This is a genomic window from Halobacillus halophilus DSM 2266, from assembly GCF_000284515.1.
GTDB lineage: Bacteria > Bacillota > Bacilli > Bacillales > Halobacillaceae > Halobacillus > Halobacillus halophilus.
Genome location: NC_017668.1, coordinates 1,004,367 through 1,029,487, shown reverse-complemented (window position 1 = coordinate 1,029,487; position 25,121 = coordinate 1,004,367). Strand labels below are relative to the sequence as shown.

Below are 25,121 nucleotides of genomic sequence, written 5' to 3'. Positions count from 1 at the left end.
GACCTATTTTTGGCAAAAAAGATCCGCTCCTCCTGTGGAAAGAGCGGATCTCCTGTTACCTTCGTCTTTGAGAGCGTTTTGTTTTTTTCTTTGGTGGTTCTGATTTAGATTCTTTTTCCTTACCTGGTGATAAATTGGCAAGAGAACGGCGTTCTATTTTCTGTTTAATACTTTTTTCAATCGATTGCAGAGCCTGGCGATCCTTTGGAGCAGCGAACGTAATGGCAAGCCCCTTCCCTCCAGCTCTTCCAGTGCGGCCAATCCGGTGAATATAACTCTCCGGATCCTGCGGGATGTCGTAATTGAACACGTGCGTGACCCCTTCCACATCAAGACCGCGGGCGGCTACATCGGTTGCTACTAGATATTGGATCTTAGCATCACGGAACCGCTTCATGACTTTCTCCCGTTTCGCCTGGGATAAATCGCCATGAAGTTCATCTGCTTCAAACCCATGACTTAACAAGGCATCGTTCAACTTCCTTGCTCTACGTTTAGTCCGGCAGAATATCAAAGCAAGGAATGGGCGGTGTTCCTGCATAATTTCAATCAAGGTATCCTGTTTGGCACGGTCCGTTGTTTCATAGACCAGCTGTTTAATTCCCTCTAATGTTACGGTCTTTTCCTGCACAGTAATTCTTCTTGGATCTTTAAGAATTTTCTTGCCCAGCTGATTGACCTGAGTTGTGATGGTCGCTGAGAATAACATGGTTTGCTTAGCTTCAGGTGTCTGGCTTAAGATATCCTTTACATCAGGTAGAAAGCCTGCTTCAAGCATCTGATCCGCTTCATCCAGAACCATGTATTTTACCGCTTCAAGAGAAATCGTTCCCCTCCGTAAATGGTCAAGCATTCTCCCGGGTGTTGCAATGACAATATGAGCTTGTCCATCCAGCTTATGAGCCTGTTTGGCAACATCCTGACCGCCATAAACCGCCAGCACATGCATATCCTCTGTCTTTAACTTTCGTACTTCTTCCGTAATCTGAAGCGCAAGCTCACGTGTGGGCGTGACAATCACAGCCTGTACAGACGCCTCGTCTACACGGATGTTCTGTAAAATTGGTAATAAAAACGCAAAGGTTTTCCCTGTTCCTGTCTGCGCTTGAGCGATCACGTCGCGTCCATCCATTAAAGCGGGAATCGCTTCTTGCTGGATAGGAGTGGGAGCCCCAATACCCTCTTGCGTTAATTTATCAATAAAATCTTTCCGTACCCCTAGTTGTTCAAATGTTTCCTTCATTACGATCACTTCTTCCTATTATAACCTTCTTCTATTATTGTACCTGAAACCTATGATTTATGAGCCCTTTTAGTGAAATTAAGTTTGAAAAAGCTCTGATTAACCTCATTGTTAGTATTACGTTTAAGCTCCCGTTACTTGAAGACTCAGTTTCGAGATATTTTGAGTGGAAGGTCCTACGGGGGACGATTTCGCTTTCCGTGGGCATGTGGTAAGCTTCCTCAGGCTTCGCCTTCCGGGATCTTACCGATCATGTTCATCCCACAGGAGTCTACATCGTCCCCCTCCGGACCTAGCCGGATCAGAAACTTGAAAAGGCTTCATTCTTCACCCATTTGAGAAGAAATAAACACATGGACGTGTACATTTTTTAGGCTGGACCTAAGCAGTATAGCCTGATATATAAGCATTTCTAGTAGGTTAAGGAAGAGAAAAATCCTCTCTATCCGTGGGGCCGTTATTCGTAATAAAGGTGGGTTGGTGGAGAAATGGCGAGACTCCCATGGGAGAAGGAACTAGGTGAGATCCCGCAGGGAGTGAAACGAGCGAGGAAGCTCACCGTTTCCCCACAGGAAAGTGTTCAAATGTGGCATCACCCCGAAAGACACGACCAGCATAAGCCGAGCATCAAAAGGACGGTGGTCTTTCCGTCCGTTGATGAACGGCTTATGTCTCGAGGGTCTGGGTGATAGAACAAGACGAGTTATTTCCTCACAAGCCCTTCTTGACATATCGTAACGGACCCGTATTACCTCAAAACTGAGTCTTCAACTAAACGCCCCGATTCTGTAATAAGCCTTTTTAAATTCACCATAACTTTAAAGCAAAGCCATAAAAAAGAACAGGCTGCCCGATTGGACAGCCTGCTCCCCGAATTATACGTCTTTTTTAGAAATATACCAGTCAATATATTCAATGCCTTCTTCCTCGGCACGTTTCGCTGCTTCTTCTTGCGATTTCGGAGGTGAAACCACGGCTTTATCTCCTTCCTGCCAGTTAGCAGGAGTGGATACACCGTGTTCATCCGTCGTCTGTAAAGCTTTCACGAGACGCAGGATTTCCTGCATGTTTCTTCCGGTTGTCAGTGGATAATAAATGATCGAACGGATCTTTTGTTTATCATCAATGACAAATACTGCCCGGCTTGTTTCTACCTGGCTTTCGCCTGGCATAATCATACCGTATTTCATAGCTACTTGTTTATCAAGATCGGCAATAACAGGAAATTCAATGTTCGTATTAAAATTTTCTTCGATACTTCTAATCCACGCAATATGGGATGGAACACTATCCACACTTAATCCAAGCAGTTCTGTGTTCATTTCTTTTAGTTCAGGATAGATTTCCTGAAGCCCCACAAACTCTGTTGTGCATACCGGGGTAAAATCGGATGGATGAGAAAATAGGACAAGCCATTTGCCTTTATAATCTTCCAACGAGATGTTTCCTTGGCTGGTAGCCGCATTAAAAGCTGGTGCGTCATCTCCAATTCTTGGCATTTGTACTTGTTGATTTGTTTCTGTTTGTTCCATTTTTCTACCTCCTTTTAAATTAAAGAACCCTCTTGGGTATATGTACCACCAGACCCCTGGTGGTTAATCATGGAATTTTAATAACAGGGCAAAAGACTAAATTACAGCTCAGGAAGATCCGTATTCATGGGATTAATTTCTAAATAGCCTCATGCTCCTCCCTTCCTTCCCATATAGTAGTAAAAAGATTACCATGCTTAGGAGGTCCTACCATGGATATAAACGTGAGAAGCGGGGATACGATCTGGTACTACTCTAATTTATTTAATGTACCATTAAAACTGATAATAGATTCCAATCCCCAAGTGAACCCTTCTGCCTTAGCTATCGGCCAAATTATTAAAATACCAGGTTACCAAGTAAGTTCTTATAAGATTCAAGCGAATGATACATTTTGGAAAATTGCTACCGAAAGACGTATCGCTGTCGACTCGTTAGCTTTACTGAATCCCACTGTTAATCCGAGACGGCTGCAAATCGGACAATCTATACGAATTCCTGTAAAAGTTACTTACCGGGTAGTGGATGGAAATCAGGCATACGACTATCAGGTTTTAACCGGACACTTGAATAAACTATTTGAAATTTACCCCTTCATTCGCAATGAAACCATCGGCCAGAGCGTAATGGGAAAGAATTTGGATGAACTTCAAATTGGACGAGGATCGAAAATCGTTCACTGGAACGGGTCCTTTCATGGGAACGAATGGATTACTACCGCTGTAATCATGCAATTTTTAAATGATTATTTATTAGCTTTAACGAACAAAGAATCGATTCGCGGTCTGGATGTTGGTCCTTTTTATGATCAAGTCACCTTATCCATTGTGCCGATGGTGGATCCGGATGGAGTTAACCTGGTCCTAAACGGCCCACCTGAAGGAGAATTTGGCCAGGAAGCGCTTAGAATCAACCAGGGGAGTACAGATTTCTCAGGGTGGAAAGCGAACATACGTGGAGTGGATTTAAACAATCAGTATCCTGCTAAATGGGATGTGGAAGCAGCGAGAAAACCAAAAGAACCAGCATTCAGGGATTTCCCTGGCTACCAGCCATTAACAGAGCCAGAAGCAATCGCCATGGCTGAACTTGCAGGAGAACGATTATTTGAAAAAATGTTAGCATTCCATACTCAGGGTGAAGTTATTTACTGGGGGTATGAAGGTCTTGAACCGCCAAGAGCTATGACGATCGTTAATGAATTCGGTCGTGTCAGTGGATATGAGCCCATTCGTTACGTGGACAGTTATGCAGGATACAAAGACTGGTTTGTAAAAGTGTACCGGCAGCCAGGCTTTACTGTGGAACTGGGTGAAGGTGTGAACCCCCTCCCTCTCAGTCAGTTCGATGAGATTTACCAGGAAACGATCGGCATTTTTCTTGCCAGTATGTATATGTGAAAAAGCGATGCCGCATCAGGCATCGCTTTTTAGTCGTTCTACGGAATCAACAAATTCACAAAATACATAGTACCCACGGCCTTCCTAACCGTCCTACCTATTTCGATGCTTCCCAGATGCGTGAGGAAAAAGTTTGTTTTAAAATGGACATAGTAAGGATAAGGAAAGAAGGTGGCGAAATGAGTAATAAAGAAATAGAAGATAAATTACAAGAAGGCATCTATGGTAAAAAACAAATTAGACCCTCCGAACGTAAGCGTTTTTTAGGTACAATTAGAGAGCGCGTAGTCCTGGCGATCACGAAGGGTCAATTGATGCAGGATCAATCTCTTAAGGAATTAGAGAAAGCTATGCAACAGCATCCAGATACAAAACTTTTACTAAATGGTGACGTAGCTCCGAAATTTATGAAGGAAGAAAAGAAACTGGCAGCTAAATATAACATCCCCTACACGAATGTTATGAATAAGGATGCGCATTCAGATCTTGGCGCTGTATTAACTTACGATTATGCCGTCGATATAGAAGATATTTTCGTTCCTGAACATGAAGAAAAGGCCGAAGAAAAATCTCAAGAATCCCGTATTTTATCTAAGGTTAAAAGCTGGTTTACCCCTAAATAAGCCTAGTAATTTAAAGAATCCTATTCAAGGCTGTCAGGAAAGATTGCTCAATGGATTCACGAAAACCAACTCACATAAAAAAGACCCTCCTGAAGGGAGAGTCCTGTTGAGATATCATTTAAAATCTGTTCATTTACAGCTTCGACTGCTCCATATGTCCATCATGCTCTACGATTACTTTCAGTGCCTCGTCATAATTTTCTTCAGGAATTTTGAAATTGAGCACATGTGTAAGATGGCGTTTATCAGCCATCGCATCATTATCTTTTTTGGGAGTAATTACATCTGTAAAGTTAAATGTTCCTCCACCGGTATTCGCCGACCCACTTGCCGGAACGATTGGTGTTAGATCCACTTCTTCCGGGATAGGCTCAACGGCTTCCTGTTCGATACTATACTTCTGCAAAGATGATTTTGCGCTTTCTGCATCGTTTTCCGTTCTAAAATATGCTTCTACATGTTTAGTCATCGTCTCAATCCCCTTTTAAAAGTGTTCTATTATGTATAATATCCTTTTTGGCACTTTTAAAACGTTTCCACCTTAAATCATCTCGGTACTCTTCAACTAAAGCTCCCATTACTTGAAGACTTAGTTTCGAGATAAATTGGGTCCGTTGCGAACAAAAGATGAGGGCGGCTGCGGAAACAACTCGCTTCCTACGGCCCTACAAGACGTAGGGTCGATCGACGTTGCCACAGGACGTGGCGATTTTAGTCGATCCTCCTTTAACAATAAGCCTCCTCAGTCGTTAACACTCCTTGTGGGGTCTCGCCTAGCTCCTTCTCCCGTGGGAGTCTCGTCGTTTCCTCCGCCACCCCAACAATATCTGGTGAACGGCCCCTGCTATAGGAGAAAGGAGCCATGCTGTATCTGCCTCAAGTGCTTCTATAACAGGGATCCTACACGTAAACAAACATAATAACTCAGGGTGAATTATAGATGGACCTTGTTCATTGTAAGGTGTTTAGTCAGGGAATTTTGAGCGCTCCATGATCGCAAAGGGGCGGAAGGGAACGGCGTAGACTCCTGCGGGATGAACATAATCGGTGAGATCCCGGAAGGCGAAGCCTGAGGAAGCTCAACACAAGGGATGTTCGACTAAGACCGCCACGTCCTGTGGCAACGTCGAACGACCCTGCGTCGTGCAGGGCCGCGGAAAGAGAGTCGTTCCCTGGAGCCCCTTTATCCACCCGATATCTCGAAACTGAGTCTTCAACTATCCGGCCCTATTGTTTAATAAGCCACTTATGACACTCGCTTAGGATAGCTTTTATGTAAGGAACAACGACAAAAAGAGCGCCTTCTGTTTTAAGAAAGGTGCTCTTTTGCCAGATCAATTTGGTTGTAGACTTGTTGAAAACCGGTAGCTCCTTCACTGACCCTTGCGGCCACTACTTGTTCGGGAGCCAATTTATCATAGATATCTTCTTCAAACAGCTCAGAGAATTGCTTGTATTCATCCATCTTCAAATCAAGTAGATACTTGTTCTGATCGATCGCATACAGCACAATTTTACCTATAATTTCATGAGCCTGACGGAACGGAAGTCCTTTAACGGCCAGATAATCAGCGATATCCGTCGCGTTCGAGTAATCTTCCTTAACTGCCTGCTTCATATGGTCTGCTTTTACATCCATTGAACCAAGCATCGGGGCAAGTAAAGACAGAGCTCCTTCTAAAGTATCTACGGTATCAAACATACCTTCTTTATCTTCCTGCATATCCTTGTTATAAGCGAGCGGCAGCCCTTTCAATAGCGTAAGCAGACCCATCAGATTTCCGTAAATACGCCCGGTTTTTCCGCGCAGCAACTCGGGAACATCCGGATTCTTCTTTTGCGGCATGATGCTTGACCCTGTGCAAAATTCATCATCTAGTTCAATAAAATCAAATTCCTGGCTGCTCCATAGAATGAGTTCTTCAGATAACCGGGAAATATGAGTGATCATTATAGAAGAAATGGATAAAAACTCTAAGATAAAATCCCGATCACTCACAGCATCCAGAGAGTTCGGATAAGGTTTATCAAAACCGAGCGCATCGGCTGTCATTTGTCTGTCAATTGGGTAAGGTGTTCCAGCCAGAGCTGCAGCACCAAGCGGGGACCAATTAATACGTTTCAAACTGTCCTGCAGTCGTTCTTTATCCCGTTCAAACATCCAGAAGTATGCGAGAAGATGGTGCCCGAAAGATACTGGCTGTGCACGCTGCAGATGAGTGTACCCAGGAAGAATCGTTTCTACGTGAGACTCTGCCTGATGGACAAGCGCTTTCTGCACCGCTTCCACCAGTTCCATCAACACGTGAGTTTTCTCTCTTAAATAGAGATGCATATCCGTTGCTACCTGATCATTACGACTCCTGCCGGTGTGAAGTTTTCCGCCTACAGGGCCAATTTCATCAATCAGCATTTTTTCGATATTCATGTGGATATCTTCATCGGCTATTGAGTAATCCACATCCCCGGCCTGGATTTTCTTTTCAACCGCCTTTAAACCACCTTGAATCTCTTCCACTTCTTCCTGCGTTATAATGTCGCACTTTCCAAGCATCTGTACATGAGCCAGACTCCCCTGGATATCCTGCAGCGCCAGTTTTTGATCAAAACCGATGGAAGAGGTGTACTCTTCCACCAGCTTATTGGTAGGTTTGGTAAAACGTCCGCCCCATAATTTACTCATGGACGGTCACCAGTTCCTGATCAAGGAGTTTCTTCCCTTTATGAACATCCGCATGTACTTTGGTCGGAAGTCCCCATAGTTTGATAAATCCAACCGCAGCATTATGGTCAAAAGCGTCATTTTTAGAATACGTGGAAAGCTCTTCGTTATAAAGACTGACTGGAGATTTCTTGCCGATTACATTGTGATGTCCTTTGAATAGTTTCACTTTCACCGTACCCGTAACCACCTGCTGAGTGGAGTCCACGAAAGCGGACAGGGCCGGCTGAAGTGGGGAATACCATAGACCATCATAAATAATCTTAGCCAGCTGCTGATCGACACTTGTTTTATATTGAGAAACTTCTCTTGTCAGCGTCAGGAACTCAAGCTCCTTGTGCGCATTGATCAGAATCATTGCACCAGGATTCTCATACACTTCTCTTGATTTAATGCCGACGAGACGATTTTCGGTATGGTCGATTCTGCCGATTCCATGCTTGCCACCGAGTTCATTCAAGTATTCAATCAGAGGAACAAGATCCATCTGTTTCCCGTTCAGTCCGACAGGTTTTCCTTCAACAAAATCGATTTCGATTGTTTCCGACTGGTCCGGTGTTTTCTCCAATGGATTCGTCCACGCATATGCTGCTTCCGGTGCTTCCGCCCATGGATCCTCAAGAACACCTGCTTCACAGGCACGGCCCCAGATGTTGGCATCGATCGAGAACGGGTTCTCTAAGTTAACCGGTACTGAGATTCCTTTTTCTTCAGCATATTTAATCTGTTCGTCACGAGTCATTCCCCACTCACGGACAGGGGCAATTACTTCAAGATCTGGATTCAGAGCCTGGATGGAAACCTCGAAACGTACCTGATCGTTCCCTTTTCCAGTACATCCATGAGCCACAGCAACTGCGCCTTCCTGTTCAGCAATTTCAACGAGCAGCTTAGAAATTAACGGACGAGAGAGAGCGGATGATAAAGGATATTTCCCTTCATACAGGGCATTCGCTTTTAGGGCAGGCATTAGATATTCTTCAGCCAGAATTTCTTTCGCGTTAATCATGACTGCTTTAATGGCTCCCACGTCAAGCGCCTTCTGACGGATGGTTTCAAGATCCTTACCTTCTCCAACGTCCAGTCCAACAGCAATCACATCATAATCATATTTTTCCTGAATCCATTTTACTGAGATTGAAGTGTCCAATCCACCTGAATACGCTAATACTACTTTTGGTTTCGCCATAATAAATACCTCCTAAGAAATTGTAGAACATGTCTATTTCCATAAAAAAATCCGCCTCTTATTTCTGGTAAGAGACGGATTCTGGTTTTAACCATCCGCGGTGCCACTCTCATTGTCTATAATCATAGACCAACTCGAAACTGATAACGGGTGCTCCCGGAACCGGCTACTTGTTCACCGATCTTCTCAGAAGTGCGTTTCTGTATAAATGAACCACCGGGCTTCCACCACCCCCGGCTCGCTGCTGCTTCCGTTTATACATACTCTCTTCGTCTGCGAATGTATTTTTATTATTTGATGTTTATAATTATACAAAAGTGAGTGAGGAAGTCAACAGGAAAACGGCAAAAAACTTAAATTTATAGAAAGTTAGTTAAATAGCCTATACATTTCATACACTATTAGACAGTAAAAAAAGCGACTGCATGGGCACAGTCACTTTTTATGCATATTAACTTATAAAAATAAACCCGATAATTCCGGCCATTGCCACATAAAACAGCATAGGAATAAGAGTAATCCGAATAATCGCTCCTTCTTTCCCTACCAGACCGACAACGGAAGCTGCCGCTACGACGTTAACGACACAAATCATGTTGCCTGCGTTCGATCCGATAACCTGTAAAGCAACAACCTGCTGACCGCTTGCTCCAATTTGATCCGCTACACTGAATTGGAAAAGGGAGAACATCATATTACTGAACGTAGCACTCCCTGAGATAAATGAACCAAGGGCGCCTATAATAGGGGCAACAAGCGGCCATGCCCCTCCTACTCCCTCCGCAACAAGATTAGCCAGCTCCATCGGCATGCTTAGAAGACCAGCTTCATTGACTCCAGAATTGATGAAGATTCTTACCATCGGCACAGCGGTAAGTAAGGCAATAATCGTGCCAACCATAGAGCTTGCAGATACCTGCACGGTTTTTTTAACCGCTTCTTTAGACATGCGGTGGTAAAAGATCGTAAGCAGGACAGCTATCACAAAAACAGTCCCAGGCAGGTACAGTGGTTCAAAGGCAGTGGATAAATTCGTTCCCAGGATATTTTCCCATTTCACTTCTACAGCTGTAAGCCAGGCTTTAAATGGCAGAACATTAACACGTGTCAGTACGAGTAGTACAGCCACAGCCACATAAGGAAGCCAGGCTTTGTAAAGAGGCATCGTACGCTTGTTGGGAGCAGCTGACTCGCTTAGAGGTACTTCTCCTTTAAAAGTCCAAGGTTCTTTCGGAAGCAAAAATCCTTTCTTAGCAGCTGGAACCACAATAGTAAGACCAACCAGCCCACCAATAATTGATGGAAATTCAGGTCCAAGGAAAGTAGCAACCATGAAGGCAGGGATCGTAAAGCTCAAGCCTGCAAAAATAGCAAACTTCCAGATAGCAAGTCCTTCGCGGAAAGAACGATTTTCACCGAATAATTTTGTAAGAATAATAACAAGAATCAGCGGAATGAAACTCCCGATGAATAGATCCATAAGTACCGCAGTCTGAGCAACCTCTTGAATAAATCCTTCGAGCGGCTGATTTCCAAGACTAGCTTGTACCTGCTCGGCGACAGCATCTCCTTGCTTCAGTCCTTGATCAACCCCAACAATCAGTGGAGTTCCTACAGCCCCAAAAGAAACCGCACTGCTATCCGCAATCAATGATACGGCGACAGCAGCTAAAGGAGGAAAGCCAAGTGTCAAAAGCAATGGAGCTGCAATGGCTGCAGGTGTTCCAAATCCTGCTGCTCCTTCTAAGAAAGACCCGAACAACCAGGCAATAATAATCACCTGAACTCGACGGTCCTCTGTAATTCCAGAAAAACCATTTCGAATCGAGTCCATGGCTCCGCTATTACGTAAAGTATTCAGCAGTAGAATCGCCCCAAATACAATCCAGATAATCGAAATGGCAATCATAGCCCCCTCCATAGAAGCGGCTGCAATTCGAATAGCAGGAACCTTCCATATTACAAAAGCCAGCACGGCTACGATTCCAAGACTGATCGGCATTGCTGTGACCGCAGGAAGACGGAAGATTACAAGAAAAATAAATACAGCAAGTACAGGCATCAAAGCTGTTAAAATCTCTAAGAAAGTCAAAAAAACCACCCTTTCAATATTCACATTATATTAAACTATTGGATAGAAAGCAGAATCAGTATTGTGAAACATTTCACAATGTACTTTTATTATAATACAAGGATTTGTTAAATCATAGGGTTGACTTTTAAAATAAACTTTCTATTGCGTAAGACTCAGTTTCAGTCCTGCACAACGCCGTACCGGAAAGCGAATCGTCTCCTGGAGAACCTACAACGTAATCCTTTTAAAAAAGCTAAGATTCCCTTTTTTCGTACAGTCGTGTTATAATAATCGAAGTCAATTTAATAAAGTCTGTTTTAAAACAGGAGAGGTTCTAGCTACACCCTCTATAAAAAACTAAGGATGGAATCATACCTTGCCTTAGGTATGGTTTTTTTATGTTTTTGGGTGAGTGGAATTCTCTTTTTCTTTGCGAAAGGGGAATTTTTTTATGGAAAATAATAATAAAGCGGTCGTTGTGTTCAGCGGCGGCCAGGATAGTACCACATGCCTGTTCTGGGCATTAAAAAAGTATGACGAAGTCCAAGTCGTCACGTTTGATTATAATCAGCGTCATAACGAGGAAATCGAGGTCGCCAAAGAAATTGCCGAGGACCTTAAAGTTAAGCATCATGTGCTTGATATGTCTCTGCTTAATCAGCTTGCTCCAAATGCGTTGACGCGTGATGACATTGAGGTCACCGATGGAGAAGACGGCGGTCTTCCTTCTACATTCGTTCCAGGTCGAAACCTATTGTTCCTGTCTTTTGCTTCGATATTGGCTAAACAAATTGGAGCGAAGCATGTTGTGACCGGGGTATGTGAAACGGACTTCAGCGGCTACCCTGACTGTCGTGATGTTTTCATTAAATCACTGAACGTCACGCTCAACCTGTCTATGGATGATGAATTTGTCGTGCACACGCCGCTCATGTGGCTCGATAAAGCTCAAACCTGGGCCCTGGCTGATGAACTTGATGCTTTCGAGTATGTGCGTGAAAAAACGCTAACCTGCTATCACGGTGTACGCGGGGATGGATGTGGAGAGTGCCCGGCCTGTGAACTACGGCAGAAAGGACTCGAAATCTATCTGGAACAAGGAACAGAGGTGAATCGATAATGTACGGTTTTACCATTGTTGAAAACCTGCAGAAGATCGATCAGGATATTAAACGTCATGAGTTGAAGTACCATAAAAAACGCGTAATGGTCAGCAAAGAATTCACATTTGACGCTGCCCACCACCTTCACTGTTATGAAGGAAAATGTAAGAACCTTCACGGCCACACGTATCGGGTGATATTTGGAATCAGTGGGTACGTGGATGACATTGGCATCGTGATCGACTTTGGGGATATTAAAGACATTTGGAAAGAGCAAATCGAAATCCATCTGGATCACCGCTATTTAAATGATACGCTCCCTAACATGAATACAACGGCAGAAAATATGGTCGTCTGGATCTATGAAAAAATGGAAGCCGCTCTTGCCGGTCAGCCCGAGGGACATCGTGTGGAATTCGTGAAACTTTATGAGACACCAACCAGCTTTGCGGAAGCAAGACGGGAGTGGATGGAGAATGAATAAATTCCCTGTACTTGAAATCTTCGGTCCCACCATTCAGGGCGAAGGCATGGTAGTTGGCCGTAAAACCATGTTTGTTCGAACGGCAGGCTGTGATTACAGCTGCGCCTGGTGCGACTCTGCATTTACCTGGGACGGGAGTGCTAAAGAAGAGATCGAACGGCTGACGGCGAATGAAATCGTGGATCGCTTATTAGAAGCGGGCGGACGTCATTTTGACCACGTAACCATTTCCGGAGGCAACCCGGCGCTATTAGCTAAACTTGACGAATTAATCGAGCCGCTTCACGCCAGGGGCATTGAAGTAGCCCTTGAAACGCAGGGAAGCCGCTGGCAGGACTGGTTCCCGGAAATTGACGACCTAACTATTTCTCCTAAACCGCCAAGTTCAAAGATGAAAACGAACTGGCAGGTTCTAGATCAAATAATTGAGCGGCTGCTGGAACAGGGGCGCCTGGCAAACGTCAGCTTGAAGGTTGTCGTCTTCAATCATGAAGATCTGGCTTATGCTGAAACCGTCCATGAACGCTATCCGGATGTACCTTTTTTCCTTCAGGTGGGAAATGATGATTTAGAAGAAGATGCCCCTCCCGCTCTGGCAAGCCACCTGCTGGATCAATACGAATGGTTAATAGATCAGGTCGTGGCATCTGAAAAGTTAAATCATGTCCGCGTACTGCCGCAGGTGCACGCTCTGGTCTGGGGCAACAAGCGAGGCGTTTAACTATCCATCTACACGAAAAAAACACAGTTCCCTATTAAAAAAAGGTGTCCGTTTTGGACACCTTTTTTCTTATTTACCATTATGATAATCTTTAACAACTAATGCGGCATGAACCGCTCCAGGAACGAAGAATATCATCGTAAGCACAAGGTTCAATAAAGCTTTTCCAGGTTTACCTGTAAATAACACCGCGATCGGCGGCAGGAATATTGCAAGAATATATAGTAACACGAGATCACTCCTTTCGCTTTCTATTTTTTTATACCCGAATTAAAGAGAATTATAACTATTCTGCCTGACGTCGTCTCTGATGGCACAAGGTAATCTCATAGGCAGTTAAAAGCTTTCTCGTCAATGGCGAACTTTTCCTTTTGCAAAATTCCCTCTGCCAACTCCACAAACATATAAAAACTTCCACTTAAGAATATAAAACCTAACAATAGTAAACCAATCGATCCTTTCGTAAGATCAGAAATTTTAGTACCAGAAAATAACATACATACCACCTCAGCCAATTTATAATGCATTTCATGATGTAAAATTACAAATGAAGAGCTCCTTTCTCAGGAGCTCTTGGTTACGAATATTACGTTAGAAAAATCGTTCCTGCCTCAAGACGCTTACGCTTGGGTATTGGCTGCAGCTGATGACTCTTTACTAGCATTGCGCCGTCTTTGGTTCCAGAGGGTAACTTCAAGGGCTGCTATACAGATCATCAGCCAAGCTACACCAAACAGGAAACCTGCCAGGATGTCCGTAAAGTAGTGAACGCCTAAATAGACACGGCTTAAACCAACAAGCAGAATCAGAAGACCTAATAAACTATTGATCAGCCACTTCCACCCTTTATTCAAACGGCTGATTACGACTAAGTAGATAAGAAAGCCATAAAAAACCATAGAGCCTGAAGAGTGTCCACTCGGAAAACTAAAGCCTGTGCCATCGTAAGTCTCCAGTACTTCCGGGCGCTGACGTTCAAAGAGTAGTTTTAACCCTTTCGTGAGCGCACTAATTCCAATCATATTGACAATGAAATAAATGCCTACCCACCGGCTGAATGGAGAAAAGAACAGGAGATAGATAAGAAGAAGAACAGACAGTACTGTGATAACCGTTACAGAACCGGCCTCCGTAATCCATCCCCATAATTGGTCCAGTGCTGGGGAGCTGATGGAAGCCATTACATCAATCGCCCATTGGTCCACAGCGAATTTCTCTTTTTCTAGTACTTCATCCGCCAGTTCAAAGAAGAAATAGAAAGACGCCCCCAGCGTAAGAAAACCTGCCAGGATAATGATGATAGACGCCTTGGAAAGGTCAGAGACTTTTGTTCCAGAAAATAACATAAATAGAAACACCTCAATTGTTTTTACTGCTATTTATTTCCCTTCCCTGTCTCTGTCAAAACCATGCTTTATCATGCGCCGTTAAGCTAAAAAAAGTTCCCAATTCGGGAACTTTTCAGAAATTCATTCAATGAGAGATACTCTTCTCCTCTGCCCCATGACTAGCGAATATTTTTCCGGTGAAAGAAGCCAGCACTTGCTGAAACAACATCCCCACAATAACCGGTACCGCTACCGGCGGCGGGAAGTAAGTAATCGCGATTACCGCGCCTCCGCTTATATTTCTCATTCCACTGTTAAAGGTAAGCGAAATAACACTGGGCCGGCCGATCTTCAGAAGCTTTCCCGTCAGGAATCCAATGAAGTAAGCAAGGATCGCGAGCATACAAACAACTACGCCAATTAATATGAGCTTTCCATTAATATTTTTAAAATAAGGAGCGACGGCCGAACTATTGATGGTAACGACCGCACCGATCCCAAGCTTAGTTACCGGAGAAAGGTTCGATTCCAGTTTTTCTGTGAATTCTTTTTCAGCGAATTGGTTAATAAGCATCCCCACAAGCGACGGAATGACAATCATCCAGAGCAGTCCGTTCATAATTTCCTGAACATTCATTTCCACCGCATTTCCGACAAGGATTTGCATGACAAAAGGTACAGCAAGTGGTGCAATCAGCGTATCGACAAGAATGATCGATAAAGTTAACACTACATTACCTTTATAAATCGAAACCCAGATGAGCGTAGTTATCCCTGTAGGAATGACAAAAGAAAGCACTAATCCAATCGTTGTATGAGCCCCGCTTCCGAAGATAAGCGTACCCACCCCGAGAGCAATCAGTGGCATCACTATATGTAGAACCATTATGCAGGCGATCATCGAAACCGGGTGACGAAGCACCTTTTTCAAATCGGTGAAATTGGATCCCAGGCTTCCTGCAAATGTCATAACGGCGAAGATCCATGGAACGAGAAAGACAAGCGAGTCAAACCAGTCGGAAAACACGACTCCGATGACGACTGCTGAAGGTGTTAGGTAAGGCATGATCTTTTGAAGAAATTGATTGAACGTGCGGATCATAAGATGGACTCCCCTGCTCAAATAGTCGAGTTATTCTATTATAACGCGCGTGATTCTGGTGAGCATGGATTTAATATGGTGACAGGGCGGCAAAGCTTCAGCCCAACTTCTCTGCTCCCTTTTTGTCAATACGGTAAGAACGAATACCCGTTCCAAGATTGATTCCAATAAAAGCACCGATATAGCTGGCTGGATCCATACCTCGCTCCGTGTGAGGTAAAGGGAAATCGATTACAGCAGCGGCTACAAAGCCAGTGACCGCAAGAATAAAAATAATAATCACGCCGACTTTCTGCTGTCTTTTCCAAGTTTTCTCTCCCATCACTTCCCTTTCGTATTTGACCAGTTTCTGAGAGTCTTTAGTAGCTAAAATTTCCCCTGTTTTCATTTGGTATAGGCCTAACGCACCTATCATAAGAAATAAAAATCCGAATATCCAGATCATTCCCTTAGGAGGAAAGCCCTGCGCTATATAGAAATCCATACCTAAAAAGACGAGTATCACCGTCCCGTTTAATAGGATGAACTGCTTCAGCCGTAGTTTCCTTAATTCCTCTTTTTCAATCATAAACTTCACCTCTTTTTCTTATATTACTAATCCTTTCTAATAACCCCAAATGATTACATGTCCTTATCTCTGCTTAAAATTGGGCTCTATTTTAATTTTTTTGATTTCTCATAAGAGGCTTATTACGCAATAGGGCCGGATTGTGGAAGACTCAGTTTCGAGATAAATGGGTCCGTTACTCTATGTGGAAGAGGGAACTCACCTGATTCCTTCTCCCATGGGAGTCTCGCCATTTCCCCACCAACCCGGCCGAGTAAGAATAACGGACGCTTCTATAAGAGAGAATGCTCTCCTTCTTAATCGGTCCTAAATGCTTTTATGACAGGCTATTTCACATCGTTATAGCATAAAAACAGCCTCATGTTCACATGCTTTTTTCTCATCAATCCGTCGATGTCTTAAATAGTTTCGAGTTTCTGATTCGGCCAGGTCCGGAGGGGGACGATGTAGACTCCTGCGGGATGAACATGATCGGTGAGACCCCGCAAAGCTTGCTTGAGGAGGCTCAGCACATGCCCGCGGAAAGCGAAATCTTCCCCCGCAGGACCTTCCGCTCAACAAATATCTCGAAACTGAGTCTTCCAGTATCGGGAGCTTAAACTTAAAATCAACACGGAATAACGAAGCCTAAAATTAACTATTAGTAAATTACCACTGCTTCAATAAAAAAAGCTCCCTACACAAGTAGAGAGCTTTCAAAACCACCCGTCACTAAACGGCAGAATATTTAGTTACAAAGTCACGAGATATCAAGTTAAACTGTGATGATTGTTCAATATTGCATACGTGACCGCATTTTTCCAATATGGTTAACTCTGCTGATTCTTCCTTACGTGCATGTTTCACAATTCCCTGTAAAAACATATGATCCTCATCACCTGAGATATACAGCTTTGGAATTTTGTTTACCTGCTGCTTCAATTTCGAATAGATCTGGTGCGCATCTTTTACAATATAGAGCCAGCGGAGGTAAGAATTTTGACCGAGTTTCAATGCTTCTTTAATAAAGAAATCCCTGGATTTCTTATGATTTCTTTTCGGCATTAAAATGTGAGCGAAACTCACAAAAGGGACCATATAAGGAAGCATATTCCGGATAGGAAAAGAAAGCACAATCTTCCCAAGTGTCTCTCCCCACCATAACCAGCGGCCAACCGCACCGGATAAGACCATGGATTTGATCCGCTTCGGAAACTTCATGGCCAGATCCTGAATGACGATCGTTCCGAGCGATACCCCTATAAGGTGGACCTGGTTAATATGAAGTCGGTCAAGCAGTTCAACGACTTTCCTGCTCGTATAGTCCAGGATATTTTCATTATTTGTCAGATCAGGAGACTTCCCATGACCTGGTAAATCTATAAACAATAGATTATAATCTGGCTTGAAGTACTCAATCTGCCGGTTGAATATCGAATAGTTTCCGCCAAAACCGTGAAAAAACACAATCCAATCTTTCTTTTCACTATTAATATAAGCTTCATAATGTAAAGAAGTCTTTTTGAAGTTCAACATTGATGCATCCTTACTTTCTTTTTTAAATAGTAGGCTTATCTTCCAGCGATAATCGTCTTAAGAACCCTATCATTTAAGTCGAGAGGTTCGGTACCGTCCTTCTTTAAAAGTTCCTGCGTATTTGTATCATCGAACGTTAGCGTCTTATCCAAGTACTGATGAAATACTTTCATAGGCTCATTAAACCTAAGCTCCTGTTCGGTGAGTTCTCCTTCATAATCCGTAGGTACAAGCTGTATATTATAAAAATTTAACTCTCTCTTCAAAGCTTCGAAGACCACCTGGTTGCTCGGGGGGTTCGAATTCGTAATGTGATAAATTTTTTTATTATCTGCGTGGGTAAGCCCTGCTGTCAGTACATCCACTACATAATCAATGGGTACAATATTTTGAGCCGTATCCCTATTACATAAGAACTTGATCTTATTGTCAGGAGAAGTCTTTTGGCGATCCAATCTCTTTTTCATAATCTCGAAACTTCTCATAACTCCGTATAAAGCAAACGTTGTATCAGCTTCCCCGGTTTGGGAGTCCCCTACGATAATTGATGGACGGAAAATGTTCACATTAAAGAACTCTCCATAACTGAAAACTAAATGTTCCGCCTCACATTTGCTTTTCTCGTAATAGTTCACAAAAGGATTATCTAACGGGTGCAACTCCTCTTCAGCATGAAGCTGGTCCCCCAGAGTATAGGCTGTACTTACGTGGAAAAAGCGTTTCACGCGAATGTACCTGGATAAATCCAGGATACGCTTTGTCCCATTTACGTTAATATCAAAAAGCTGTTCTTTTTCAGTATCGTCAAAAGAAAGATAAGCAGCGATGTGATAAACCGTATCAATCGTGTCTTTTAAATCTTCCATTGCTTCCTCTGAAACACCAACGTTCTCCTTCCCAATATCGCCTTTCACAACCGTCAATTCCGGCTGCAAAGCAGTTGGTACGGATTCCATCAGGCTTTCAGATTTCTTTTCATTCCGCGCCAGCGCATATACGGAATGACCTTCCTGAAGTAACCGGATGGTTAACTGTTTCCCAAGAAATCCTGTGGCACCAGTTAAAAGTATATTCATGTTGCTCACCCACCTAAACCATCTATTTGTAAAAAACATCCACTTGTCAAGAATTTTGCATCTAGGTAAAAGTTTAGCATAAATAAGAGCGATAAACATCTTTTAAGACCAATGCTATAATTTGGAACTACACTCACTCTAATAAAAAGCGTACTTTCCAAAAAAGCACGCCCTCATAAGTCTCGTGATTTAGTTAACAAGCCGGCTGTGACCTTCCCAGAACGATTTACGAATGATTACTTTCTGTATCTTCCCTGACGCCGTTTTCGGCAGTTCATCAATAAATGTAATGCTTTTCGGTGCCTTAAAATGAGCCAGCTTTTCCCGGCAGAACATGATCAGCTCTTCCTCTGATACGGTCTCGCCTTCTCTTAACACGACGACGGCTTTTGGAACCTCGCCCCATTTATCATGCGGCGTCGCCACTACAGCCGCTTCGAGTACGGATGGGTGCTCATACAGGATCGCTTCCACTTCAATCGAGGATATATTCTCGCCTCCACTGATAATCACATCTTTTTTACGGTCCACAATTTCAATCGTATGCTTCTCATCTACCACGGCCATATCCCCGGTGTAGAGCCACCCATCACGAATCGTAGCATTTGTCGCTTCCTCATTTTTAAAATAGCCTTCCATGATCCCATTGGTCCGGGTAATTATTTCTCCGATAGATTTCCCGTCATGAGCCACTTCTTCCCCGAACTCATCCACCACTCTTACTTTACTTCCAATCATTTCGTAACCAGCCTTTGCTTTCAGGCGGTATTTTTCTTCAGCAGGAAGATCAAGATCCATAGATCGTAATTCCGAAGTCGTAATCAGCGGGGAGATTTCCGTCATGCCATAGACCTGGATGAACTTCCAGCCTAAATCCTCCTCCACTTTTCGTACGAAGGCAGGCGGCGGGGCAGATCCAGCAATAACCACGCGTACGTCCTGTTCGATTTGCGGCTGAACCTCATCATACTCCTCCATCAGCATATTGAGTACAGTAGGCGCCATATGTAAAACCGAGACACCATGCTTCTTAATTTTTTCTAACATGAGCTTGGGGTCCGTTTTGCGAAGCATGACCTGGGTCGCCCCATTAGCTGTATAATAAAAAGGAGAGCCCCACCCATTTACGTGGAACATCGGAAGCACGTGCAATAACGTATCCTGATCGCTCACACGCAAGTGATGCATCGTGGACATTGCATGAAGATAGTTCGCCCGGTGACTGAGCAGCACCCCTTTCGGATTACCTGTCGTACCGCTCGTATAAAGAAGAGAAGCAATATCGGTTTCTTCCAGTTTCGCACGGTCAAACAGCTCATCAGAAAAAGATGCAAGCCAGGGTTCATAGGAAGTAGCCCCTTCTTCTTCTCCTCCATGTACAATCACATGTTCAAGCTGAGGAAGCTTGGGCAGAACCGTTTCCACTAAGTGATAGAGATCTGCATCCACAAATAACACTTTACTTTCACTGTGTTCCAGAATGAATTGATAATCGGCCGGTTTTAGTCGGGTATTCAGGGGCGTCATAACTCCGCCCACTTGAAACACACCATAAAAGCCTTCCAGCATTTCCAGCGTGTTCGGAGCAAGGTATGCGACTTTGTCCCCTTTAATCACTCCGAGGTCGCCAAGCCCTCGAGACAGCTGATTCACTCGCCCGTTCAATTGTTTATACGTCAGCGTACGATCATCATCAATAATAGCGGGCTTGTCCCCATACAATTCTACGGCTCGATCAAGAAAGTCAGTCAACACCAAAGGTACCTGCATTCCATCACTTCTCCCTTATAAATATATTGAAGCGCTTACACATATTGTAATAACAATACTGTTATATATCAATAGTTTGATAGTATAACAGTTGAAAAGAAAGTGATTTTCTCTGGTAATTAATAAAGAGCTTTTTAAATCCAGCTATCGTTTTCAGCAGTTAACTCACTCTCAACCTCTCCGGTATTCCTTACCCCCTTAGGTTCAACCAGCATAATCTGACATTCTTCTTCTGCATAAGGTTTGTGTTCTACACCTTTTGGCACAATATACATTTCTCCTTCAGACAACTCGACTTCTCCATCTCGGAATTCAATAACCATATGCCCGTTCACCACGAAAAATACTTCGTCCGTATCTTCATGACTGTGCCACACAAAATCCCCCTGCACTTTTACCAGTTTGAATTGATAATCGTTCATTTCACCAATAACTTTGGGTGACCACTGATCGTTAAATTTTGTTAATTTTTCATTAAGATTAATAGGTAAATGTTCCATGCGGAAACTCCTCATTTTTAGAATCTTTTAAGTCGCTGGCCTTCTTAAAGGGTCCTTTTAATTATAACTGAAGGTTGGTATAACAGTCTTGAGAATGCTGCTAGTCCGTCATATTGTAGTTAGCTGCGACGATAACTTGAAGATGTGTATGAACGCTAGTGCGCATCTTAATCTGAACGGAGGAGCGAACTATGGCGCGGCTGAAGGACTGAACGCTGGTGCAGCCAAAGGAGTGACCGTTGGACCGACCAAAGGAGTGGGCGCTTTATTTAAAAGAAAAGAAAAGAAAAGAGAAAAGAGAAGAAACAAAATCATGTAGAAGCGGATCATCAGCCACTACTTACGTTTATTTTAAATCACCTCAGATCTTGGAAAGAGTTCATGGATCCGCGAGCTAAGAGTGAAAGTGAATCTGACACCAGAATTCTTTCCCTGGCGATTATAGTGTTGGGGAGGATAACGGAAAGCTTTGCAGGAAAGAGGCGGAAAGGAATTTACATACACAATTTAATCGTAGTTAGTGCCTCACCACAACATAGTTTTAATTGCTTAAAGAAAAAAACAGCCTGACGCCTATAGGTTAAAGGCTTCAGACTGCAGGATCTTACTGAGGTCAAACAATTATATTTTCGCTTCCCAATTCTTCTGTTCTTCCTCTTTCATCATATCTTCCGCATCCTGAGGATAAGCTGTTCGGAAAGCGTGATGATCGGCTTCAATCACTTCCACCATCTTATCGATCATTTCTTGCGGCTCATACTGATCGTCTAACATTTTCTCTGTTTCAGCAATTGATTCTCTTGGTGTAAAGTTCTTGTCTTCATCGTACCATTTGTGTTTTTCTTCTAACATACGGTCGTTAAAACCGGTTTCATATGGACCAGGATTGATCGTGGCTACTTGAACATTAAACTCTTCAAGCTCTGCTTTCATAGTTTTTGCCATCGCTTCGACCGCATGCTTAGAAGCTACATAAGGGCCGAGGTATGGCATACCAACCACCCCTGCAATAGAACTTAGAAATACAATTTTTCCTGCTTTCTTTTCTACGAATTTCTTGGCTGCAATTTGAGCGTTTTCAAGAGTGCTAAATACATTGGTTTCAAATATATTCCGGACTCGGTCTACGGGGATCTCAGCGATAGGACCACCCTCGCCAATCGCCGCATTGGCTACAAAAATATCATAATCGTATTCGTTAATTAACTGCTGATCACGCTTGTCTTTGATATCGAGCTTTATAATTTCAAGTTCTACACCAGCTTCAGAAGCTGCTTCTTTTAAACTAGTAATCTGGGAAATAATTTCAACCGCTGCAATTACTTGATGACCTTTTTTAGCGAGTCCAATTGCTGTGCCTTTACCTAACCCGCTTCCTGCGCCCGTAATAAATATAGTTTTACTCATTTCTTATTTCCTCCCTTACGAAATACTGTCTATCAGAAATATTCCCTTCTATTCATTTGCTAAAACTTCCCAGTACGTTACAAAGGTGGAGTTCGTTTAATTCAGATACTGAGTTGTATGATTAACCCTCAAGATATTTAAATTCTTTTTACCATAAAAAAAGACACCTTCTAATTTGGATAAACCAAACTAAAAGGCGCACTCGTTAGGGAATAATCGCTAACTAATAAGAACTAACTAAGCGATTTTGCGGGTGGATCATACCGGGCTCGAACTGCTGACCTCAACATTGTCAGCTATTAAACTATGTTCAACTACTTACTTTTCTATTGTACAGGGTTGAATTTAATCTAAAATAGTTGCTCAAATTAAGCAAGTGATTTCTTGTGGGACTTTTCTCATTAAGTCAGCTAAATAAGGAGAAAGTTTAAAGGACTTTCTAGAGAGAACATTTTCCAAAATTAAAACTTTTCTATTGATGTTAATTATAACCCCATATAAAAATGACGTTAGATGTTTATCTTAAAGATCATTTAAAATCCACTTAACATTTATAAAAAACACATTTATGTGTGCTCGATACTTTTATTAATTTCAATGGGGATATTTTTTTGTTCCTTAACATCATTTTTTAGTTTATTTAGAACGTTAGCGTATTTTGAATACTTAATAATTAATTTGTTAAAATAATCTGGTTCTATACTTTTTAAAAAGTTTAACTTTCCTAAAATCACTTCAGAGTCTCCAGTACCTTTGGTTAAATTGTTATATAAGTCTTTCTTTAATTGTTTTTTTATATCTGTTCCAATAGTTACTTTCCCGTCATTTACATTTAAACCCGTTATCATTTGTGATTGTTTTTTTGACATATACCTTGTTTTATTATGATTTACTCTAAATTCGTACTTTTCTAATAACTCCTCTAAGATAACTTGAACATTATCATTTATATAAGAAGATGAGGATACGGTAATATCATCAGCATAACGTGTGTATCGAAAGTTATTTGGCAACTTTTCAACCACTTCATTATCAAACTTATACATAATACAATTTGAAATATGAGGGGAACAAACGCTACCCACCGGCAGAAAGTCTCCATAAAAGCAAATTTTATTTAAATGATAAATATCTAGTGAAGAGTATTCCCCGTTTGCGTTAACAAGTTCATTCACATGTTTTTTATTAATAGACTCAAAAAAATTTTCAATGTCCATATTCAATATGAAATTACTATCTTTGTGAGCTTCAGCATTATCTTTAATAGACTTACCTTTTATGTAACCTGTCGCATATATAGATACGTTAAATTCATTAAAAACATTGTTTACCAACCAATATTGTAGTGTTTTTAACACAGGGCTAGGGTGATATATTTTTCTTTGACCACCATTCCTTTTCCTTATATAGTATATTCTATATTGCTTCTTAGGGTGTTTTAATACATTTTCTATAAAGGATACTTTGAGATTTAAATCATTACTTATCCTTTCTAGCATGCTCATGCTTCAATTGCTCCTTTATCATATTTATATATACGTGAAAGTAAGGTAGCTCTTATAGAATAAAATTCTTCGTTTGTTAATTCAAACATAAATTTGATATAACTAAAATGTTTTTTCTCTAATGAGTAATAATTATTAATATTTTTAATAATACCTGCCATACATAGAAGGTTTAATATGTTTTGTACATTTACTTTGCTTCCTTTTCTCTCTTTATTATTTACTTGTTCAAGTGAAAAATTAAAACTATTAAACCCTTTAATTTCTTTATACATATTAACTAAATCTTTACTATTTATTGGACCAAGTAAAGAGATCAGTTCAATTATTTCAATCAGGAAAGAGTTCAATTTCACACTTTGTTCTTTAGTATTAATTACAGCTTTTTTCTTTTTCCCTAGACTAATCAATAAATCATATAAGTCACTATTTGAGAATATAGCTTGTTCTTGGACATAAAACACATTAGAAGAATGGTTATTAAGAACCTTCTTCACAGGTCCGTCGTTAATGAATGATTCTACTCCTTTAAATTCTTCAAATTCTAACACAATTAACTTCTTTAATAACTCATCTCTCATAGCAAATGCTCCAAGCTCACAAGCCGTTCCAAAACTTTCAATAAATAGAACAATATAGTCGCTTAATTCAGCTAAAAAATCCTCAAAAGATAAAAGATCTAAATTAGGTATGACCTGATTACTCCACAAATCTTCTGCAAATATGCAGAAGACATCATCTCTACCAATATTTTTATAGAAATTTTTCACTAGAACTCTATTACTTGTTGAGTTTTCTTGTGAACCAACATCAAATTCTTTACCGCATAAAAAAAGAAATACAGGCATGTTAGCTGTCCTGTAATGATTTTTAGTATGATATTCCTTTAGCTTCTGAATTAAAGCTGGGGTGTAAATTCTTGTACTCATTTTCTATCACCCGCCAATTATGTATATTATAAAGGGTTTCTGCTATGCTGCATATAGTTTTACGAGTAGCTCTGAGCAAGAGCTGCGAGTGAAACTATATGCAAGCCAAGCCACACAATTCTGCCAACCCTGCTTACACAAGGCAAATATGTTAGTATAAGTGACATAAATCCCCAGAAACCCTAAATAAATCTTACCTTATTTTATACTTATTTCCAATAGTTTCTTTAGGTATTTTTCTAATATTCTGTAATTATTCTTAAATAAATTAATTCTCCTCAGATACTATAGAATCTCTTTATCCTCGTTAATAGAGGAAAAGATTACGAT

General features: G+C 41.8%; 24 protein-coding genes, 1 riboswitch and 1 other annotated feature. Of the genes, 6 read left to right on the top strand and 18 right to left on the bottom strand.

Annotated features, from left to right (window positions below; all coding sequences use genetic code 11):
- Positions 1-55: 55 nt before the first annotated feature.
- Entirely contained in the window at positions 56-1,243 is a 1,188-nt protein-coding gene (locus tag HBHAL_RS05045) for a DEAD/DEAH box helicase (RefSeq protein WP_014642283.1), read from the bottom strand.
- 875 nt (positions 1,244-2,118) lie between these two features.
- Positions 2,119-2,775, bottom strand: coding sequence for a peroxiredoxin (locus tag HBHAL_RS05035; protein ID WP_014642282.1), 657 nt, complete (start codon positions 2,773-2,775; stop codon positions 2,119-2,121).
- A 212-nt stretch (positions 2,776-2,987) separates the two neighbouring features.
- Between HBHAL_RS05035 and HBHAL_RS05030 the strand changes: the two genes are divergently transcribed.
- Entirely contained in the window at positions 2,988-4,175 is a 1,188-nt protein-coding gene (locus HBHAL_RS05030; protein ID WP_014642281.1) for a M14 family metallopeptidase, read from the top strand.
- A 179-nt stretch (positions 4,176-4,354) separates the two neighbouring features.
- On the top strand, positions 4,355-4,798 hold the full coding sequence (locus HBHAL_RS05025) for a YueI family protein (protein WP_014642280.1): 444 nt from the start codon (positions 4,355-4,357) through the stop codon (positions 4,796-4,798).
- A 133-nt stretch (positions 4,799-4,931) separates the two neighbouring features.
- Here HBHAL_RS05025 and HBHAL_RS05020 read toward each other — a convergent pair whose 3' ends face one another.
- From HBHAL_RS05020 to HBHAL_RS05005, 4 genes are all read right to left on the bottom strand, one after another.
- The gene (locus tag HBHAL_RS05020; protein WP_014642279.1) at positions 4,932-5,267 is read right to left on the bottom strand and encodes a hypothetical protein; all 336 of its coding nucleotides are present in this window, start codon (positions 5,265-5,267) and stop codon (positions 4,932-4,934) included.
- Between the two features lie 840 nt (positions 5,268-6,107).
- A complete protein-coding gene (gene argH / locus HBHAL_RS05015; protein WP_014642277.1) occupies positions 6,108-7,481 on the bottom strand; it encodes an argininosuccinate lyase in 1,374 nt (457 codons plus the stop codon).
- A complete protein-coding gene (locus tag HBHAL_RS05010; RefSeq protein ID WP_014642276.1) occupies positions 7,474-8,709 on the bottom strand; it encodes an argininosuccinate synthase in 1,236 nt (411 codons plus the stop codon). Before HBHAL_RS05010 ends, argH begins: the two co-directional genes overlap by 8 nt.
- Before the next feature lie 67 nt (positions 8,710-8,776).
- Positions 8,777-8,994 (bottom strand) — a binding site (T-box leader).
- A 166-nt stretch (positions 8,995-9,160) separates the two neighbouring features.
- Positions 9,161-10,801 carry an L-lactate permease gene (locus HBHAL_RS05005; protein ID WP_014642275.1) on the bottom strand — a complete coding sequence of 547 codons (1,641 nt, stop codon included), beginning with the start codon at positions 10,799-10,801 and terminating at the stop codon, positions 9,161-9,163.
- Between the two features lie 304 nt (positions 10,802-11,105).
- A riboswitch (PreQ1 riboswitch) is annotated at positions 11,106-11,150 on the top strand.
- Positions 11,151-11,234: 84 nt separating this feature from the next.
- On the opposite strand from HBHAL_RS05005, the gene queC reads away from it, so the two are divergent.
- Genes queC through queE form a run of 3 tightly spaced genes read left to right on the top strand, consistent with a single transcriptional unit; the run spans position 11,235 to position 13,091 of the window.
- Complete coding sequence (queC, locus tag HBHAL_RS05000) at positions 11,235-11,903, top strand: 7-cyano-7-deazaguanine synthase QueC (RefSeq protein ID WP_014642274.1); 669 nt, start codon at positions 11,235-11,237, stop codon at positions 11,901-11,903.
- The gene (gene queD / locus HBHAL_RS04995; protein ID WP_014642273.1) at positions 11,903-12,370 is read left to right on the top strand and encodes a 6-carboxytetrahydropterin synthase QueD; all 468 of its coding nucleotides are present in this window, start codon (positions 11,903-11,905) and stop codon (positions 12,368-12,370) included. Before queC ends, queD begins: the two co-directional genes overlap by 1 nt.
- Positions 12,363-13,091 (top strand): 7-carboxy-7-deazaguanine synthase QueE, encoded by a 729-nt coding sequence (gene queE / locus HBHAL_RS04990; RefSeq protein WP_014642272.1) that lies wholly within the window; start codon positions 12,363-12,365, stop codon positions 13,089-13,091. Before queD ends, queE begins: the two co-directional genes overlap by 8 nt.
- A gap of 69 nt (positions 13,092-13,160) precedes the next feature.
- Here queE and HBHAL_RS20555 read toward each other — a convergent pair whose 3' ends face one another.
- The 9 genes from HBHAL_RS20555 to HBHAL_RS04955 all read right to left on the bottom strand — a co-directional run bounded on the left by HBHAL_RS20555 (position 13,161) and on the right by HBHAL_RS04955 (position 20,950).
- Entirely contained in the window at positions 13,161-13,322 is a 162-nt protein-coding gene (locus HBHAL_RS20555) for a YqaE/Pmp3 family membrane protein (protein WP_014642271.1), read from the bottom strand.
- Between the two features lie 95 nt (positions 13,323-13,417).
- The gene (locus tag HBHAL_RS21355; RefSeq protein WP_145955995.1) at positions 13,418-13,618 is read right to left on the bottom strand and encodes a hypothetical protein; all 201 of its coding nucleotides are present in this window, start codon (positions 13,616-13,618) and stop codon (positions 13,418-13,420) included.
- Positions 13,619-13,711: 93 nt separating this feature from the next.
- Positions 13,712-14,437 carry a phosphatase PAP2 family protein gene (locus HBHAL_RS04985; RefSeq protein WP_014642269.1) on the bottom strand — a complete coding sequence of 242 codons (726 nt, stop codon included), beginning with the start codon at positions 14,435-14,437 and terminating at the stop codon, positions 13,712-13,714.
- Between the two features lie 127 nt (positions 14,438-14,564).
- Positions 14,565-15,521 (bottom strand): bile acid:sodium symporter family protein, encoded by a 957-nt coding sequence (locus HBHAL_RS04980; protein ID WP_014642268.1) that lies wholly within the window; start codon positions 15,519-15,521, stop codon positions 14,565-14,567.
- A 97-nt stretch (positions 15,522-15,618) separates the two neighbouring features.
- Positions 15,619-16,089 carry a hypothetical protein gene (locus HBHAL_RS04975; RefSeq protein WP_014642267.1) on the bottom strand — a complete coding sequence of 157 codons (471 nt, stop codon included), beginning with the start codon at positions 16,087-16,089 and terminating at the stop codon, positions 15,619-15,621.
- A 711-nt stretch (positions 16,090-16,800) separates the two neighbouring features.
- Positions 16,801-17,604 carry an alpha/beta fold hydrolase gene (locus tag HBHAL_RS04970; RefSeq protein ID WP_014642266.1) on the bottom strand — a complete coding sequence of 268 codons (804 nt, stop codon included), beginning with the start codon at positions 17,602-17,604 and terminating at the stop codon, positions 16,801-16,803.
- A 35-nt stretch (positions 17,605-17,639) separates the two neighbouring features.
- Positions 17,640-18,680: an SDR family NAD(P)-dependent oxidoreductase gene (locus HBHAL_RS04965; RefSeq protein WP_014642265.1), complete on the bottom strand. Its 1,041-nt coding sequence runs from the start codon at positions 18,678-18,680 to the stop codon at positions 17,640-17,642.
- A 189-nt stretch (positions 18,681-18,869) separates the two neighbouring features.
- Positions 18,870-20,450, bottom strand: a complete 1,581-nt coding sequence (locus HBHAL_RS04960) for a long-chain-fatty-acid--CoA ligase (protein WP_014642264.1) — start codon at positions 20,448-20,450, stop codon at positions 18,870-18,872.
- 134 nt (positions 20,451-20,584) lie between these two features.
- Positions 20,585-20,950, bottom strand: a complete 366-nt coding sequence (locus tag HBHAL_RS04955; protein WP_014642263.1) for a cupin domain-containing protein — start codon at positions 20,948-20,950, stop codon at positions 20,585-20,587.
- 148 nt (positions 20,951-21,098) lie between these two features.
- On the opposite strand from HBHAL_RS04955, the gene HBHAL_RS21350 reads away from it, so the two are divergent.
- On the top strand, positions 21,099-21,269 hold the full coding sequence (locus HBHAL_RS21350; RefSeq protein WP_158512347.1) for a hypothetical protein: 171 nt from the start codon (positions 21,099-21,101) through the stop codon (positions 21,267-21,269).
- Positions 21,270-21,571: 302 nt separating this feature from the next.
- Here the strand turns inward: HBHAL_RS21350 and HBHAL_RS04950 are convergent, their stop codons facing one another.
- The 3 genes from HBHAL_RS04950 to HBHAL_RS04940 form a co-directional block, all read right to left on the bottom strand.
- Positions 21,572-22,357, bottom strand: a complete 786-nt coding sequence (locus HBHAL_RS04950) for an SDR family oxidoreductase (RefSeq protein ID WP_014642260.1) — start codon at positions 22,355-22,357, stop codon at positions 21,572-21,574.
- 566 nt (positions 22,358-22,923) lie between these two features.
- A complete protein-coding gene (locus tag HBHAL_RS04945; RefSeq protein ID WP_014642259.1) occupies positions 22,924-23,862 on the bottom strand; it encodes a retron St85 family RNA-directed DNA polymerase in 939 nt (312 codons plus the stop codon).
- A complete protein-coding gene (locus HBHAL_RS04940; RefSeq protein ID WP_014642258.1) occupies positions 23,859-24,791 on the bottom strand; it encodes a retron St85 family effector protein in 933 nt (310 codons plus the stop codon). Before HBHAL_RS04940 ends, HBHAL_RS04945 begins: the two co-directional genes overlap by 4 nt.
- Between the last annotated feature and the right edge of the window lie 330 nt (positions 24,792-25,121).

What these genes read in the sequence shown, in the direction of transcription:
- HBHAL_RS05045 (WP_014642283.1), bottom strand. Translation starts at nt 1,243, where the DNA reads ATGAAGGAAACATTTGAACAACTAGGGGTACGGAAAGATTTTATTGAT.
- HBHAL_RS05035 (WP_014642282.1), bottom strand. Translation starts at nt 2,775, where the DNA reads ATGGAACAAACAGAAACAAATCAACAAGTACAAATGCCAAGAATTGGA.
- HBHAL_RS05030 (WP_014642281.1), top strand. Translation starts at nt 2,988, where the DNA reads ATGGATATAAACGTGAGAAGCGGGGATACGATCTGGTACTACTCTAAT.
- HBHAL_RS05025 (WP_014642280.1), top strand. Translation starts at nt 4,355, where the DNA reads ATGAGTAATAAAGAAATAGAAGATAAATTACAAGAAGGCATCTATGGT.
- HBHAL_RS05020 (WP_014642279.1), bottom strand. Translation starts at nt 5,267, where the DNA reads ATGACTAAACATGTAGAAGCATATTTTAGAACGGAAAACGATGCAGAA.
- argH (WP_014642277.1), bottom strand. Translation starts at nt 7,481, where the DNA reads ATGAGTAAATTATGGGGCGGACGTTTTACCAAACCTACCAATAAGCTG.
- HBHAL_RS05010 (WP_014642276.1), bottom strand. Translation starts at nt 8,709, where the DNA reads ATGGCGAAACCAAAAGTAGTATTAGCGTATTCAGGTGGATTGGACACT.
- queC (WP_014642274.1), top strand. Translation starts at nt 11,235, where the DNA reads ATGGAAAATAATAATAAAGCGGTCGTTGTGTTCAGCGGCGGCCAGGAT.
- queD (WP_014642273.1), top strand. Translation starts at nt 11,903, where the DNA reads ATGTACGGTTTTACCATTGTTGAAAACCTGCAGAAGATCGATCAGGAT.
- queE (WP_014642272.1), top strand. Translation starts at nt 12,363, where the DNA reads ATGAATAAATTCCCTGTACTTGAAATCTTCGGTCCCACCATTCAGGGC.
- HBHAL_RS21355 (WP_145955995.1), bottom strand. Translation starts at nt 13,618, where the DNA reads ATGCATTATAAATTGGCTGAGGTGGTATGTATGTTATTTTCTGGTACT.
- HBHAL_RS04985 (WP_014642269.1), bottom strand. Translation starts at nt 14,437, where the DNA reads ATGTTATTTTCTGGAACAAAAGTCTCTGACCTTTCCAAGGCGTCTATC.
- HBHAL_RS04980 (WP_014642268.1), bottom strand. Translation starts at nt 15,521, where the DNA reads ATGATCCGCACGTTCAATCAATTTCTTCAAAAGATCATGCCTTACCTA.
- HBHAL_RS04975 (WP_014642267.1), bottom strand. Translation starts at nt 16,089, where the DNA reads ATGATTGAAAAAGAGGAATTAAGGAAACTACGGCTGAAGCAGTTCATC.
- HBHAL_RS04970 (WP_014642266.1), bottom strand. Translation starts at nt 17,604, where the DNA reads ATGTTGAACTTCAAAAAGACTTCTTTACATTATGAAGCTTATATTAAT.
- HBHAL_RS04965 (WP_014642265.1), bottom strand. Translation starts at nt 18,680, where the DNA reads ATGAATATACTTTTAACTGGTGCCACAGGATTTCTTGGGAAACAGTTA.
- HBHAL_RS04960 (WP_014642264.1), bottom strand. Translation starts at nt 20,450, where the DNA reads ATGCAGGTACCTTTGGTGTTGACTGACTTTCTTGATCGAGCCGTAGAA.
- HBHAL_RS04955 (WP_014642263.1), bottom strand. Translation starts at nt 20,950, where the DNA reads ATGGAACATTTACCTATTAATCTTAATGAAAAATTAACAAAATTTAAC.
- HBHAL_RS21350 (WP_158512347.1), top strand. Translation starts at nt 21,099, where the DNA reads ATGAACGCTAGTGCGCATCTTAATCTGAACGGAGGAGCGAACTATGGC.
- HBHAL_RS04950 (WP_014642260.1), bottom strand. Translation starts at nt 22,357, where the DNA reads ATGAGTAAAACTATATTTATTACGGGCGCAGGAAGCGGGTTAGGTAAA.
- HBHAL_RS04945 (WP_014642259.1), bottom strand. Translation starts at nt 23,862, where the DNA reads ATGAGCATGCTAGAAAGGATAAGTAATGATTTAAATCTCAAAGTATCC.
- HBHAL_RS04940 (WP_014642258.1), bottom strand. Translation starts at nt 24,791, where the DNA reads ATGAGTACAAGAATTTACACCCCAGCTTTAATTCAGAAGCTAAAGGAA.